Consider the following 16360-nt stretch of genomic DNA (forward strand, 5'->3'; position numbering starts at 1 on the left):
ACTGTTAATGATATTGTGAGTCTCATTGTATAAATTCAGATAAGCTATTCAATTTACGCCTAAATCAAACCGAGCCGCAAATGCGGCTCGCTTATCACAAACACCAATCATGTTTTATACAAAACTTTCATCCCCGTCTTCATGATACTGACAATAGTGGGTGGTGATTAAGTTATTGAGATAGAGTAATACCTCACACATTTCTTGTCGTTTTTCCCATTGTTCCGCCAGAAAAATCTCTTCCAGTTGGCGTAAATATTCACGGGCTTTTTGTGATAGTTGTGGATCATAGTGGATGGTTTCGAACATAGTAAATTCCCAGGTAAAGTTAGACTTTGTTCCACCACGGAAAGGGACCAATCTTTGGGTGGTGGACTGTATCGGGTTTGGTCCTACCGTTACCTAGGCTACGGCCAGCCCGGAGGCTGCCCAATCAGTCCACCATAATTTTCAGGCGGCACTGATAGTCGCATAAAAACAGTTCGCTGAGAACCGTTGTTTATGCACCTAAGTATTCAAAACGGGGGACCAATCCCGTTGCTGGTTGCGTGTCACACAAGGTTGGGCCGGTGCGCAGTACGGCATATACCGGCTCAGAAGATGCTCGTGGGAATACAAGGGCAAAAATCATTCCGGCAGTATATAAAGATCAACAGGAAGGGTTATCTGGAGAAGATTCACATTTTAATAGTGTGATGAAAAATGAGCAGTTATGGAATGATGATTTTAATGTTGATGATAATAGATTTCGTAACAGATTAAAGGTGTTGAAATGAGAAAAATATTTTTTTATATCTTATGGTTATTTCTTTCAATCTCATGGCAGTAGAGAAAATTAGTGACTATAAATATTATCAGTCAGATAATTTTGAATATGGAGAGAAGAAAATATCTTATATCGCGTATATTAAAACTGATGATCCGTGTATATATATCAAAGATATAAAGATGGATAACACAACTAGATTCTGCAAAATGGGAAATAGCAATATTGATTTAGAAAATGATTCTGTATCAGTTTATCCAGTAAGATTAAGTCTTTTTGGTGGATATTTGAAATTCACTATTGCAGCTCCGTGGGATGAACAGAAGTGCCAAATAGATCTATATAAAAAATCAATCAATTGTGAATCCACAGGTAAATGATTTATATGAAAAACATGTAATCGAAGCGTGACCAAGAAGGTCACATCGGCTGCTGTCAATAGTGGTGGGGGATTTGCTATTGGGTGGGCATTAGGTTTTGCCCCTGTTACTGGTGGCCTGTCTATAGCTCTTCTTGCGGGTGGAAGCCTTTTGTGGGGATTATATGGCTCTGAGGCTTCAGATTATATTGGACATTCAGTGGAGGAATTATTTTTTGATTGATTACCTTGCAAAGTTTACGCTTATAATATTTCTTATTGGAATGTTTTCTTGGTTAATTATGAATGCTTATTTATCTATAAAATTAAGAAAGAAAAAGTATGATTTTATCGATAGGATATCAAATAGTGCACCAGATAAATTTAAGGAAAGAGCAAAGTTACTCATGAATAGTAACATATCTTGGATCTTTGCGAGTTCTGCGGGTCATACATGGTTTTCGTACTTAATGCTCCGATTTGCATGGAAAATACCCGCATCAGAAATTCATAATTGGCATTATAGTATCAAAAAAATTTATGGTGATGACTATAAGATTTACAAAATACTTAATTTTTTGATCAATTTATGGATTACTGGGTTACCATTATTAGTAATATTAATTTGGCTAAGAAAATAATTCCTGTAAAATATTGACACATCTTGAATAACTCTTGCTGTCATATCGACTCAGTTTCAAATTCATGGAGGTGATATTTCCAATAAAATAGGGACTAATATAGAGGAGCTACTTTTTGATTAAATTAATTACAATGACCAGTATTTTTGCTTTTCTATTTTCTGGAATTCCTTATATATTTTTAGTTGTTTATATGTCAATAAGGCTAAAGAACCAAAAGGAAGACATCATTCAAGAAATAATACATAATGTTCCTGAAAAATTTAGGGATAGAGCTAGGCTCCAAATTTATAGCAATTTTTCTTGGGTTTTTGCCAGTTCTACAGCTTTTACGTGGTATGGATATATAATGTTAAGGTATGCTTGGAAGATTCCAATACGGGATATTCAATTATGGAAAAATAAAATTAATGAAGCATATGACTCTTATTATAAAATGTATAATATTTCAACATATTTAGTTAATATATGGCTTGTAGGACTACCTATCGCATGTATAGGAGTGTACATCCAATGAGTATGCATTTTGATCAATTACATTGTAACAGTTAGTACTATATTCTGTTTACCAACTTTGTTCTTATGGTTGTTTCTTGCTGTGTTTCTATCGATGAAACTAAAAAAGCAGAAATACATTCTTATTCTAAATATTAGTAATAGTGCTCCTGATAAATTCAAGCAACGCTCTAAATTTATGATGGAAAGTAACATTTCTTGGATTTCTGCCAGTTCCGTACCATTTCTTTGGTTTGGATATCTAATGCTTAGATTTGGCTGGAAAATATCTAGGGAAGATCTTACTCAATGGAGAAAAGATATCAGAACAGCTATTAGTTCAAACTATATTATTTATAGGATTATGTTTATATCTATGAATATATCATTAACATTTTTCCCAATACTAATATTGTCTGTATTTCTGAAATGATGCTTTATTAGTTGCGAGAAAAAATTAAGATGGTCTGCTGAAGTGTTTTCTGATTCAGGTATAGTGTTTCAGCAAGTACCTTAACAGCTGGTAGTTATATAAAGGAATTTTTTTGATTGATACAGCTATAAAAATAGGACTGATACTGTTTTTACCGACGGTGTTTCCGTGGATTTTTATCAATGTTTATCTATCTCTTAAACTAAGAAAATCAAAATATTCAATGATTTATATGATATCCGAGAGTGCGCCAAAAAAATTTAGAAATCGGGCTAAATTATTGATGGAGTCTAATGCATCTTGGGTATTTGCCAGTTCCTTTACTCATATCTGGTTTGCTTATTTAATGCTTAGATATGCTTGGAGAATACCTAAGAATGAGTTGAAAGAGTGGGAAAGTGATATTAAAACCATATACGGTAAGTGTTCTACTGCATATATTATAGCAGCAAAACTGGTAAATTTTTCCTTGATGGGATTTGTCATTTTATTATGTGTATTACCATTTAATTAAAATTGTTGATTTTACATTCGCAGTCGCATTCCTCGTGTCGAGTATTTTGTTTTTTATAACTAATGCATATTTATCTTTAAGACTGAGAAAAAATAAACATGAGTTAATTAACAAGATAGCTAGTTCTGCACCTGAAATATTTAGGAATAGGATTCATCTTCTAATGAATGCTGGTATGTCTTGGGTTTTTGCTAGCTCTATTTTATATCTGTGGTTTGGATATTTAATGCTTCGGTATATATGGAAAATATCTCATCAAGATCTATATCATTGGCATGAGAATATAAAAGAGTTATATGGTGGGTATTTCTTTGTATATCTGTTTTCAGCACTTGTTGCGAATATTTTCTTTACATCAATTCCTATTATCTTTCTTGACATATACATCCGATAGTATGAATTAACACATCACAGTTTTTATTGAAGGGAATGGTTGCAATTTAACTGGTTTATTTATAATAAGATGAAAAATGAATAGAAGATATATTTTTAGTAAAGTAAGAGAGTATGATATTTAATTATATGGAACGACTCAGAGATATAGATGGTTTTTTGACGATTTTCAGCCTGTTTCCTTTCTTGTTGATAACTATATATTTTTCTATAAAGTTCAAAGAAAAGAAATAATCGATTGGCATAATCATATTCGATACGTTTATGGTGAAAGATATATTTTATACCTTATATATTGTATTCTAATAAATATTTGGACTATATCAACGATAGTTTTTTTCATTTTTAACAACATAAATCGTTAGTTTCATCAAAGTAATTTTTATGTAGAGAATTTTCTGACTGAAAAAATTAATATGAAAATATATTTCTGATATAGTAAGAGGTTTTAATTGATTGATTTTGAAATATTAAGAAACTTTGCTGGGGTGATGGTAGTTTTAAGTATTTTTCCTTTCTTTATAATTAATATTTATTTATCAGTTAGATTGAGGAAAAACAAGAGAACTATGATGATTGATATATTAAGAAATGCTCCATTTAAATTCAGAGAGCGTGCAAAATTTATGCTGGAAGTTAATATGTCTTGGATTTTTGCAAGTTCAGCTATGTACCTTTGGTTTGGATATCTGATGTTAAGATTTATGTGGAAAATACCAAGTGATGAAATGTATTGTTGGCATTTGAATATAAAGAAAACTTATGGTAAGTATTTTGGTGCGTTATTTTTATCAGCATTATTAGCTAATATATGGATGTCTTTTTTTCCCATTTTTATATTGTTCACCTATGTTTAATTTATAATTATTAAATCATGATGATTTAGCCCCAGAACCAGTGGAAGGATGATAAATTCAACTATATCTTTTGGGTGAGTCAATAAGGTGAAACTGTTAATGATATTGTGAGTCTCATTGTATAAATTCAGATAAGCTATTCAATTGACGCCTAAATCAAACCGAGCCGCAAATGCGGCTCGCTGATCACAAACACAATCATGTTTTTTATACGATTAGTTTTTATAAAAGACTTTCATTACCGTCTTCATGATACTGACAATAGTGGGTGGTGATTAAGTTATTGAGATAGAGTAATACTTCACACATTTCCTGTCGTTTTTCCCACTGTTCCGCCAGAAAAATCTCTTCCAGTTGGCGTAAATATTCACGGGCTTTTTGTGATAGTTGTGGATCATAGTGGATGGTTTCAAACATAGTTGTCTCCTAGACTGAGTTAAATTTTTCCATCATCTAAAGGGACCAATCTTTGGGTGGTGGACTGAGTCGGGTTTGGTCCTACCGTGTCTAGGAAAACGGCCAGCCCGGAGGCTGCCCAATCAGTCCACCATAATTTTCAGGCGGCACTGATAGTCGCATAAAAACAGTTCGCTGAGAACCGCCAATATGCGCCTAGACTGGTTAAAACGGGGGACCAATCCCGTCCCGGAATGTTTCCGGTACAGGGTTAGATTAATGAACGTCGAGCACTGGTACAATAGACGCAAGTATGGAAAAAGTATGAGGTTCTTCGAGTCAGTTCACTTTTCTGATGGAATCTAAAAGAGACGCGCTATTGATGGTGAAGGTAGGCTTTTTAACTCCTGTATTGATCTGCAAAAGAGCAACAGTGATTTACGCGGCAGAAGCAATAACGGCACGGAACAATGGTTATTTAACAAGTATGACGAATGCAGTTTCGGAGTAGTTCTTGGGAGTAGATCACTGTTATGCTACAAAATGGGAATGGTTATTTATTGATTTTTTACAATGGCATATCGCCTAATTTTTTAATGTTACTATATGAAAATTAAAATAAATTTTATAAAAAAGTTATTGTTGTCAATGGCCATATCATCAATATTATTCCTGTTATATATGGTGATAATTGCTAAAGAATTATATCCGTTATACGAACGGTTTGTTCTGGACGGGCAGAAGTATGTTGGTGAAACTTACACAATATACTATATAGAATATCTGGAATCGGTTTTTGGAGTGATATTATTCATGGTCATTTGTTTAATATTTTCTATTAAAAATACCGATTACTTCCAAAGTAGTAAATGATATCTTTCTGTGACTCATCAGCACTCAAGCCGAGCTGTAGAAGGGCTAGTTCATTAAAGTATTAGAGAACATTTTTCATACAATATTTATGCTGTCATCATAATAAAAGAGCTTGGATATACGAATGTTTAGCCGTACATCAGAGGACTGATTATCCATATGAAGTGAGCAAGGATATATGATTTCAAGGTTTTATTAATATGACTGATTCAATTGAAGAAACAACAACTCGATTACTATAAGGTTTTTCTATGCTCAAAATTAAAGAATTAGAACATAATCTTGAAAAATTAAATGAGTTAGCAGTATCAAGAAATTCGCCACAAGGTATAAAAGTTTATGAATATGCTTTAGATAAAATTAGAGAAATAAAAACTGCGGATGAGTTTAATGAATTATTAGATAAAATATTGAAAACATTGAGTGGCATAGAGGCTCATGGCTTTTTTACTGATGAAGAGTATGAACATGTAACAAAAATTAGGAATATGGAAAAGCGTAATACAGATTAATTTTTTATTCAATTTTCTATATTTAATAATGTTGTGAAGTAGGGGAGTGAAAATTCAATTCATTCTCGAAGAGCCCCTTTCTGAAGAAGAAAAAATATATAGGTAAAAAAGTATCCAGAAGAGGTTAACTTATGAGGGGCTGAGAAAAGTACTGATTAACTCCGAAAAAGATGATCATAAATAAGGCGGCTGTTCGTCATGGTAACGTTTGACGAACAGCCGAGGTGTTTGGGATGTGGCAGTGTAAACTGAGGAACTGACCGTTATCGTCCACAGTCAGGTAACCCTCCACTTATACCGCAGTGAACCATTACAGTATTGAATCCAACCCCAGTTTGTTGCGGCTTTCCCATTCTCCGTTGTTAATCATTAAGGTATCGACTCCTACCTGTAGCTAGGTTTTTCGATGGAGGATTATGTAGCGACAGCCCGAACATTGCGAGCTTTCATTGTATGGATGTCTTATCTTAATGCCCCAAATCCTATCGAGCCATTGCAATGAAGCCACTCTGAGAATGTACCACCCCCACAAGTACCATTGCCCCATGCGCCGGTATTATCGTCTTGATCTTCAGCTTGGCGAATAACACCATTGACGATGATGTAATCTACTTGAACATCACGATTCCCGCCATCATTTGTAAAGCCAACACGAATTTCACCTGTCGCATCAGTATTCACAGTATAGTCAGCCATATAATTTGTCGCTGTCCACTGCTTGATTGCGGTTCCTCCTATTTGCAGGTTAACGCTTTCATCACCAACAACGCCACTTAACCGAACAACGATAGTGTTACTTCCCGTGCCATCATCAGCCCCGGTATCTACTAATTGCAACATTTTGGTTGCATAGCGCTTACCCATTTCACGCGCACCTGCAGAATCAAAATGATATTGATCGTGAATATTCAAACCCGCAGCACTGACAACATGTGCGTTGGTAATCAGTGACGGCAATTGTGCGATTAAACGATTATGGCTAGAACAACAGGCCGGGTAAGGCAGCTCACCCGCAATGAAAGGAACATTACCAATACCCAAGTCGTTACGTATATCGGTAACTAATTGTTTCACACGTCCGGGCCAAGCCGGATCACCCGTATTACTTTCACCTTGATGGAAAATAATACCTTTTATGACACCCCTTTCCTGCGCTTTACGGGCAAGATCGATCAGCCATTGATAACCACCATTCAAATTATTGGGTGTTGAACCAAAGGTCGGTGAACATGCGTTAAAATCACTACAATTTTTTAGAAAATATTCTATTTTTTGACCGCCATGTGCAGCGCCCACTAAACCAATCGTTACCTTAGGATCAGAATTGTTCGCCATGATTTTGCCAAAATTATCACCAGGCCCTAAAGCGCCAGAACAACGAACTAAAGGCGGTGATGCCACGCGCCATTGACCGTAATATCCTATGCCACCACATGACTCGTCTTGTAATACCATGACTCTGGGGTTCGTTATACGGTCTTGAGATTCAACCGGTGAAGCGCCTTCCATATTTGATTGCCCGACCATCAAGTAAACATGAAAGTTTGGATCAGGCTCTGCGATAGCAGACATCGACATCAAAGCAACCAGTGCCGTTATTATATATTTCATAATCATCACCTTAATTTGGTGTTGTAAGGTTTAATGTGGCAGTAAAAAACATGCACTATCACATAATTATTTTATTCATATCGCCACCCATTATCGGGTGGCGATAGCTTACTGCATGACTAATTTGCGCTTATTAAACCAAGTTTATAAGGTAAGCGATTGTAGTCTGATACACCTGAATTTGGATTTTGTCCTTGATACAAGTACTGCATATTACAGGCATTAATCGTAAGGGTTTGATCATATCCTGAACGTATCATCTCACCGTGACTAATATCATCCGTCCATTTTCCGCTTGGGAAAGAAACATTTGCCGCCCCTGCAAAAGGATTTGATTGGGTATCCGCTAAAGGTGTCCAAGGACCATCTAAACTCGTCGATGTCCAAGAGCGGAAATAACGCGGGCCATATGCTTCCACTAATAATAAATATTTATTAGTGCCTTCCACTTTATAAACGTTAGAGGCTTCAAACAGTCTCGCAACGCTATCTTGCATCACAACTTCATAACCGGAAAAGTTCGGGAAGTTACCAATCGAGACTTTTGAGCGATACAACTTACCGTCGTCGCCAGAGAAGAATAAATGACAATAGTTATCGTCACAGATCACCCAATAATCGATGCCATTACTCAACCCATTATTTAACAACGGTTGAGGTGTTGTCCAACCCGCTGGATTACTAATATCCGTGTTAGTAGAATATTTAGCGCCCCATTGGTAAATCATGTACCATTTTTTTTCTGGTTCAAAAAAGAATACTTGAGGTGCAACTGTATTGCCTGCTCGTGTGGTGCTCATATCTACTTGATTTGCAGAACCGGCTTGGCTCCAGTCACTAAAGTTTAAGTAAACCCCACCCCAACTGTTTTTAGCCGTATCAAATACCGTCGCAAATACATGATATTTATTGTTGTAATTAACAATGGTTGGATCTTTAATTGACGCCCAATTCGATCTTTGAGGAGAAATTAACGGACCGGTTGATGTCCAGTGGTTGTTCGATTTCAGATCACACGTTTGATTGCTATCGCCGGCGTTACCCCCAATTGAAAAATCATCCGCATAAAAACTCACGGTTTCATTGTCAGATTCAATAATAAAATGCTCAAAAGGTGTACCGCTTTGTGTATAAAAGCCTTGTAATAGCGTCCAGTGATTAGCCGATGCAACGGCAGTAGCAACCTGTTCATACTCATTGTACGTTGAGCTATCACCGTCTTCTTGGCGTTTTGCAGTTAACGTAATTGGTACATCAGCTGAGCCTGCGGCTAATTTAACCCATACTGCTACGTCATATTTATCACCATTCACTAAGGAGCCTGGATTAAAGGTAATACCGTGCCAACTTGCAGTACGCCCAGTAATGAATACACTTGATGAACCACTGTGACTTTGTGTATTGCTTAAACTGATAGAGCCGGCCGTTGTAGACCAATTCATTAAGCCGCCTTCTGCACCACCGTTGTCAGCAAAGTTATTATTAGGCACTTGATAATCACTGCCATCATCACCACTGTTACCATCAGCAAGTAAACGAATATTACCGTTTGTAGCATTGAGTGTAACTTTATCTAATTTAGCGCCATCTTCGCGTCGTAAAATCCTCAGCATGTGATCGCCGGCAGCAACGTTATTGAAAGTCTGAAGCGTAACGTTACCCCAGCCAGTTGTGGCGGTGTTATTTTGAGTGATCCAACCCCCCGAATCTAACTGGTAATAAAATGAATCATCGTTGCCGCCAGCCAATGACGCTCGAATTTCAAAACCGATATTCGTTGTTTGAGAAACTCGGAAGTTTATTGCTACCTGTCCGCTGGCAGAATTGGAAGGGCTGCTTAATACTTGATTACTGCCGTTGTTTGTCCATTCAATATATTGCCCATTAGAAGCGCCACCATCTGATTTAACACTCAATGGACTAAAATTATTTTGTCCAGATAAAGACTCTAATTCTACGGTCAATGTACTACTTCCAGCATCGCCACCACTGCCGATAAACTGATACCAGTTCAAGTTATGCCATCCATTCGCACGCAAATACACATCATGCACACCGCTTATCGTGGTGTTTAATGCAGTTAATTGGGTTTGCCACGTCTGCCAGCCACCTGTGTCATCAATATCAATCGTGGCTACTGGAGAATTATTCAAACTATCCAAAATAATTTCTAAACTTGAGCCAGTATCTGTTGCTGCACGTAGTTTTAGCTCTTGGGCACCATTGCCAAAATTAACACCAGATACTTTTATCCAATCACCAGTACCCATCATTACATTTAAGGTACCATCAGAGGCGTTCTCAGTTTCTGCTCCATTTTCTTCATCAAACATCTCAGCCTGATTGATATTAAATGCATTGACAGTTTTAAGTTGTGGTACGCCAGCGCGCCCGGCATTCACTTCTTTGATGCTACCGTCACTGTTGTACTCTAAACGGTCAACATTTACTGAACGCTGAAAAGTACTCGCGCCACGTTCGTTAGCCACAGCCCGATTATGATAAAAAATGTAACTTTTACCTTTATAGTCAACAATTGAAGCATGATTGTTATTTGAGTTATTTTCCCATGGATTGGGCAAAATCGTACCTCGGTAGGTAAATCCTGTGGTCGGATTATTACTGGTCATATAATTAATTTTCATGCCCGAACTGGTATCGGAAGAATACGATAAGTAATAAGTGCCGTTATGCTTATGCATGTAAAGCGCTTCAAAGAAGTTTGGGACATCGATGGATATTGCACTGCCACTGGTGCTAATCATGTCATCATTTAATTTGATCACACGGGCATTCCCCTCACCACCGCCACCAAAATACAAATAAGCTTGACCATCATCATCAATAAACACGCTGGGATCAAAGATCCACTGCACACTGCCATTTGGCGTACTGCTATCCACCAGTGCATGACCGAGTGGATCGACATAAGGACCTTCTGGGTTATCAGCAACGGCCACACCAATTGAACCGCCACCATCTGGAAAATATAAATAGTATTTTCCGTTACGCTCTATAAAATCCGGTGCGTAAGCCAAATTGGCCCAGTTAGTATTCGTTTTAGAATTCCAAATAATGCCATGATCTTGCCAATTCACCATGTCGTCGGAAGAAAACAAATAGTAATCTTGCAATTGGCTATAATCGGTTTGGGTATCCTGATCGTGCGTGGTCACTACATACATCCGCCCGTTAAAAACACGGGCAGCAGGATCAGCTGTATAAACATGTGATACGATAGGGTTCGCTGCAAGCGCGGCTTCAGGTAAAGTAACGCTGCTTGCAAGTACTCCAAGCACCATGGCTGCCGATGCCTTGGCATACATGTTCTTAGAAAGACATTTTATATTCATTATGTATTCCTTTTACAAATTAATAATGTCCGGTTAGATGTTGTGATGATGCTCAATTCAGAGACCTGATTAAAATAAGGTCATTTGCTTCGTTAGCATTATTGAAAAAAATAATGTTCGTCAGTTAAGTGTGTCACGTAGTTGAATAAAATTTAGAACGATTTTCTTGACTATTTTGTCAAATAAAAATCGACTTTTTACGATCATGTAAAACATAGTGTTTAACTTTGAAAGTGCAATTTTTAGAATTTGTTTATGGATTACGTTATTTATTATTTTTGATCGCTGCCACTACTTCTAGGCACACTATTAATACAATTAACAAAATTATTTTCGCCTTAAATGAGCCTGAAAATAACTGTGTATGCAGCACCTGAGCTTGAGTCGTGTCATCTTGGGAGTAATCGGTAAATGTCTGATTTTTATTTTATTTCAATGTCTTGAAATAAGGCGGGTTTCGGTAGGGCTATAATAAGAGAGCCTCTGTATGTTTGCTGTAACCGATGATTAATAGCCGTATGGCAGACGAATTAAATGAATTTTTTATTGATTTAAATCTGGCTATAAATATAGCCGGATTAGTTAAATTCGTCTATTGATAGGTAGCGTGTTTATATGTGTTATATTCTTACCAGTCTCTAATTGTCGATAAATTTTTCGGACATTCTAAAAGCTTTTCTCGAAATTCTAATAGCATACTTTCAGTTTCTGGATAAAAGCCATTATTCTGTATATCAGTTTCAATTTTCCTTGCTACATCCACAACCTCCTTGAACCAGCCATAATCAGTCTTGCTAATTGTTTGAGTTTTCAAAGATACGACTTTACGAACAATATCATGATGATGATTCGTATCATCGATATCTGAATCATGACCAAATTAAATCATGGAGATCAAGCGGCGGAGCCAGTTCATTTTTTGCCTGTCGCGATACCTTTCACAGCCCGGTTTTCGAGCCAATTCACTTTTTGAATTGGCTTTGCTGTTTAAGTCGGTTAGTTTGTGTTGAATGACGTTGGCGTGATTTGAGTGAGCGACTGCAAGGAGAGATGTCTTGAACAACGTGGAAGTAATTTTGGTGAACGCTTTTATTGAAAATGGCAGCGGTGGGAACCCTGCGGGTGTGGTCTTGGATGCTGATGAACTGTCAGACCAAGAAAAGTTAGCCATCGCACAAGCCGTCGGCTATTCCGAGACGGCCTTTGTCTCGCAAGTCTTATCTTCGCAAGTACAGCCACAAGAGAGTGAAGCCGATTTTGAAGTCTCGTTTTTTACCCCAACCGAAGAAGTCGACTTTTGCGGGCACGCAACGTTAGCCACGTTTTCAACCATGTATCAAAGAGGATTGCTCACAGAAGGGCAATACACGCAAAAAACGAAAGCGGGATTACTTGGCGTGTTGATCGAACCGGATGGACACGTCGTGATGCAGCAGAATTTACCGGAATATATCAAAATGCTTGATTACGAGGACATATCCCCGTTAGTCGGTATTGATGCGGCACTGTTAGCATCAACCGGATTGCCGATTGAGGTTCTCTCGACCGGGTTGCCGGATATTATTGTGCCGCTCCCGCACGGATACCTCAATCACATCCAAGTGAATGACGACTTACTCAGAGATTTCTCACAACAGCATCAGGTGACGGGGATGCATGTTTTTGAGTTATGTGAGGAGAATAGTGATTTAACCGCAAGGTGTCGAAATTTTGCGCCTTTAGTCGGAATTCCGGAAGAGTCAGCCACGGGGAGTGCCAATGGTGCACTGGCATGTTATTTAATCAAACACCTGTATGCCGGTCATTCTCGCGTTTTTACTTTCGAGCAAGGCAGGGCGATGGGCAGTCCCTCAAGAATTACAGCATTCGTTGAGTCAGACGAGACAGGGATTACTCAAGTCTTGGTCGGTGGTTTTGCGCAAGCATTTGGGACGCGTTTATTGCCGTGAAAAATATCCGGGGCGCGGGTACAGATGCGACTGAAATGGATGAAGCTTGAGTGCTCCAAGTTCCAGTAGTACCAGCTTCATCTCTCTGTCTCCGGGCCCCACAATATAACGTAACGTAACGTAACGTAACGTATAACGTAATAACGTATTGCGTGTGTAGCTTAATTCGTACTACATGCGGTCATTTCCTGCCACTGATTGTCTTGATAACAGAGCTTCGGGGGTGTTGCCGATAAATTATCGGTTTGGCGGCTGCCATTATCACTGAAAATAACATTCAGGGAAGCGAGTTCCTGATGGAAATCATAGCAATAGCTATTGTTTTCCTTTGTCATTGCAACTCCCGGCCATGATACGGTATCGACAGGAGAGGTTGCTTCGACATTCCAGAAATAGAGATAAGGTTGATTAAAGTTCTGCCGGTTGTCATAACACACTTTGTTATTTTGCACCGTAGGATGGCTGTCATCTCCGGATTTGATGGAAAAGCCACACTCACTCAGCGATTTCCAGTTGCCGTTGAAGTAACAAGTACCGGACTGAGTGGTGAGATCAACGGTTTTAGAGGCACCCTGATCCGAGAAAATCACGTTAACGGCCGTGAGCTGGGCGCCGGGTTCAAAGCAAGCAAAGTCACCATTTTTCGTCATCGCGACACCGGGCCAGGAGGTTGCCTCTAATGCCCCTGCCGGCGCGACATTCCAATAATAAATAGAAGGTGTGTTAAACGAGGTATTTTTGTCGTAATAGCAGATCGCCTGTTCACTCACTGCTGTTGCGGGAACGGGCTCATTCGGTTGAGTTGTTCCGCCATCGATTTTAGCACCCACGTGAATTGCGGCTGCATCTTGCAAAGACACATTAAATGTGGCGTTGCCCTGACTATCAACGTGAATGATATTTCCGCTGCACGCACCATTACTCGGATCAAAATTACCGGAGATGATGTCACAGTAGTCCCCTTCAGGCATACCGGTATTCAGCGTTTTGTCCAGCGCGGCGGTATCACTGCGGTTAATGACGACAAATCCAAGTCCGCCACGGCCGAATGCGATCTGATTGCTACCGTTATCCCACCAGTGAGTGACTTGATTATATGCTGCGGTGGCGTTGCGAAATGCAACCATATTGGCCACACCGCGCCATTGATGGGTACAGATCCAGTCTCCGCCATTAAAGCGGCAGGCATTTCCTGAGTGAACACCCGTCGCCGGCGGTGCATCATCACTGTGATTAAATTGATAGCCGGACATAATTTTCGGATAGCCGTAAGGGTAGGCCAACATGAACACATTGCCGAGCATGTATAAATTGCCCTGATCTTTATATGTCAGCTCATTACTGGCATTGGTGCGTTCATCATCATGATTGGTCACGAATACGACGGCATCATCGCTGGGCAGCCAGCCACTCCATTGATTCAACTCTTTCAGCTCATTGATGTGACCGTTTTTAAATTTGCTGCCAAGGGTTCGGGCAAAGTTAAATTCCGTGACATCTCCATTATCAATATATTCTGAAGGCTGGATCGGTTCACCGCTTGCCCCAATGACTTCCTGAAAAATGTATGGATTGCCATTGAGTTTACTTTTTATCGCAGCAATATCGGTTGCCGGAATATGTTTTGCCGCGTCAATTCTGAAACCGACAACACCCATACTGATGGCATCATTCATATAGTCCGCGATTTTCTGCCGCACATATTCTGATTCGGTTTTTAAGTCATTCAGACCCACCAAGTCACAGTTTTGAACTTGCCAGCGATTCCCGTAGTTAATATTGTCGGTACAGTTGTGAAAATCGTTGGAGCCATAGGGTACATCAGGGAAGCTTCGGTTTAACGCTGCCATATGATTGATCACGGCATCGAGATAAATATCAACGCCGGCCGCTTTACAACGACTCACCATATCTTTGAACTGCTCGCGGTTACCACTACGATTATCAAACTGGTAACTCATCGGCTGATAGCGAGACCACCAGGCTGGGTTATCGATACTTTTCTGCGGGGGGGAAATCTGGACGGCCGCGAATCCTTTTGGCCCCAGAAAGTCTTCGCACTCGGTAGCAATGTCAGACCAACTCCACTCAAATAAATGAACAAAGGCGGTTTTGGGTGCATCCTGTGCATATGCCGGAGAGAGTCCCCACAGGCAGCTGCATAGCATAATTCCGGTCGATAGTTTGTTCTTCATATTCTCATCCTAACCATTTCAATTTGTGTTTATTGTTTCGTTAACATGTTCCGTCAACATGCCTCGCAATAGTTTGAAAATTCACGGGGCGACACATCAACAAGCATTATCATAGAAACAAATCATGGCGGAGTGCTCATCCACTTGTTCAAATGACCGGGAGGAATTCGGCAGGCGTAGAATTGTATGATCCGTCTGTTCTGTGAGAATCGTCACCGAATTAGGGATGAGAATCATGCAACCGGATGAAAAATTCATCCGAACTATTGAACTGATCACAAATTCATTTCAGGAAGGTTGGTTGTTGCAAAAATGGCTGCGCCGTTCAGTTCTGAAAATCGAGTGTACTTTTTGCAGAAATTGCTATGCTTAGTTGCCTGTATATCAAAGGAAAACAGATGATTCACTTATATTTGCTGCGACACGGGAAAACCGAAGGCAAGCCGGCGCTGAACGGGCATACGGATGTCGGTGTCGATGAAGTGACCCAACAAGCCATGGCGCGTGCTTTACTGACCCATTATCAGTTTCAGACGATCTATACCTCGCCTTTAACCCGTTGCCGCTATCTGGCGGAACAATTAACCGCGTTGAATCCGGCCCTGAATTTAACGGTAGATGAGCGGTTCAAAGAGCAGAATTTCGGGCGGTTTGACGGGGTGCCGTTTGATACGTTGCAAGACGAATGGGAGACCTTCGAAAAGTTTTGGGCGGATCCGGCACATGCACCCCTGCCGGAGGCAGAGCCATTGGCTCTCGGTGTGGCGCGAGTGACCCAAGCGTGGGAAGCACTGATTAAACAGTGCCGGCATGATACCTTGATCATCGCGCATGGCGGGCCGATTCGTTACATACTGGCACATGTGCTCGGTCTGGATTGGCAGAATCCGCGTTGGTATACCGGACTGGCGATTCCGAACCAGAGTGTCACGCATCTCACCCTCAACCGCTATCAGGGAGAGACTTATCTGACGGTCAACAGTATTGCATGTCCGCTAGCGGTTTGATGAGTTT

At 39.6% G+C, this 16360-nt stretch carries 14 protein-coding genes; 9 read left to right on the forward strand and 5 right to left on the reverse strand.

Annotation, left to right across the window (positions count from 1 at the left end):
• Window positions 1–114 precede the first annotated feature (114 nt).
• Window positions 115–309 carry a hypothetical protein gene (locus AC55NX_RS17995; RefSeq protein ID WP_059121937.1) on the reverse strand — a complete coding sequence of 65 codons (195 nt, stop codon included), beginning with the start codon at window positions 307–309 and terminating at the stop codon, window positions 115–117.
• 260 nt (window positions 310–569) lie between these two features.
• Between AC55NX_RS17995 and AC55NX_RS18000 the strand changes: the two genes are divergently transcribed.
• From AC55NX_RS18000 to AC55NX_RS18025, 6 genes are all read left to right on the forward strand, one after another.
• A complete protein-coding gene (locus AC55NX_RS18000; protein ID WP_496996982.1) occupies window positions 570–776 on the forward strand; it encodes a hypothetical protein in 207 nt (68 codons plus the stop codon).
• Window positions 777–819: 43 nt separating this feature from the next.
• Complete coding sequence (locus AC55NX_RS18005) at window positions 820–1146, forward strand: hypothetical protein (RefSeq protein ID WP_496996983.1); 327 nt, start codon at window positions 820–822, stop codon at window positions 1144–1146.
• Window positions 1147–1360: 214 nt separating this feature from the next.
• Window positions 1361–1765, forward strand: a complete 405-nt coding sequence (locus tag AC55NX_RS18010) for a hypothetical protein (RefSeq protein ID WP_496996984.1) — start codon at window positions 1361–1363, stop codon at window positions 1763–1765.
• A 115-nt stretch (window positions 1766–1880) separates the two neighbouring features.
• The gene (locus AC55NX_RS18015; RefSeq protein ID WP_496996985.1) at window positions 1881–2282 is read left to right on the forward strand and encodes a hypothetical protein; all 402 of its coding nucleotides are present in this window, start codon (window positions 1881–1883) and stop codon (window positions 2280–2282) included.
• Between the two features lie 523 nt (window positions 2283–2805).
• Window positions 2806–3207, forward strand: coding sequence for a hypothetical protein (locus AC55NX_RS18020; protein WP_496996986.1), 402 nt, complete (start codon window positions 2806–2808; stop codon window positions 3205–3207).
• Window positions 3208–4052: 845 nt separating this feature from the next.
• Complete coding sequence (locus AC55NX_RS18025) at window positions 4053–4457, forward strand: uL16 family ribosomal protein (RefSeq protein WP_496996987.1); 405 nt, start codon at window positions 4053–4055, stop codon at window positions 4455–4457.
• Window positions 4458–4679: 222 nt separating this feature from the next.
• Here AC55NX_RS18025 and AC55NX_RS18030 read toward each other — a convergent pair whose 3' ends face one another.
• Entirely contained in the window at window positions 4680–4874 is a 195-nt protein-coding gene (locus AC55NX_RS18030; protein ID WP_496996988.1) for a hypothetical protein, read from the reverse strand.
• 1103 nt (window positions 4875–5977) lie between these two features.
• On the opposite strand from AC55NX_RS18030, the gene AC55NX_RS18035 reads away from it, so the two are divergent.
• Complete coding sequence (locus AC55NX_RS18035) at window positions 5978–6238, forward strand: hypothetical protein (protein WP_496996989.1); 261 nt, start codon at window positions 5978–5980, stop codon at window positions 6236–6238.
• Window positions 6239–6700: 462 nt separating this feature from the next.
• Here the strand turns inward: AC55NX_RS18035 and AC55NX_RS18040 are convergent, their stop codons facing one another.
• A complete protein-coding gene (locus AC55NX_RS18040; protein ID WP_496996990.1) occupies window positions 6701–7849 on the reverse strand; it encodes a sialate O-acetylesterase in 1149 nt (382 codons plus the stop codon).
• A 119-nt stretch (window positions 7850–7968) separates the two neighbouring features.
• Window positions 7969–11202: a non-reducing end alpha-L-arabinofuranosidase family hydrolase gene (locus AC55NX_RS18045; protein ID WP_496996991.1), complete on the reverse strand. Its 3234-nt coding sequence runs from the start codon at window positions 11200–11202 to the stop codon at window positions 7969–7971.
• A gap of 1064 nt (window positions 11203–12266) precedes the next feature.
• Between AC55NX_RS18045 and AC55NX_RS18050 the strand changes: the two genes are divergently transcribed.
• Window positions 12267–13151, forward strand: coding sequence for a PhzF family phenazine biosynthesis protein (locus AC55NX_RS18050; protein WP_496997011.1), 885 nt, complete (start codon window positions 12267–12269; stop codon window positions 13149–13151).
• A 161-nt stretch (window positions 13152–13312) separates the two neighbouring features.
• On the opposite strand, the gene AC55NX_RS18055 is transcribed toward AC55NX_RS18050, so the two are convergent.
• Window positions 13313–15346 carry a starch-binding protein gene (locus AC55NX_RS18055; protein WP_496996992.1) on the reverse strand — a complete coding sequence of 678 codons (2034 nt, stop codon included), beginning with the start codon at window positions 15344–15346 and terminating at the stop codon, window positions 13313–13315.
• Between the two features lie 398 nt (window positions 15347–15744).
• Here AC55NX_RS18055 and AC55NX_RS18060 point away from each other — a divergent pair, with 398 nt between their 5' ends.
• On the forward strand, window positions 15745–16353 hold the full coding sequence (locus AC55NX_RS18060) for a histidine phosphatase family protein (RefSeq protein ID WP_496996993.1): 609 nt from the start codon (window positions 15745–15747) through the stop codon (window positions 16351–16353).
• The last annotated feature ends 7 nt before the right edge of the window (window positions 16354–16360 follow it).

The organism is Vibrio rubrogenes (assembly GCF_059641415.1).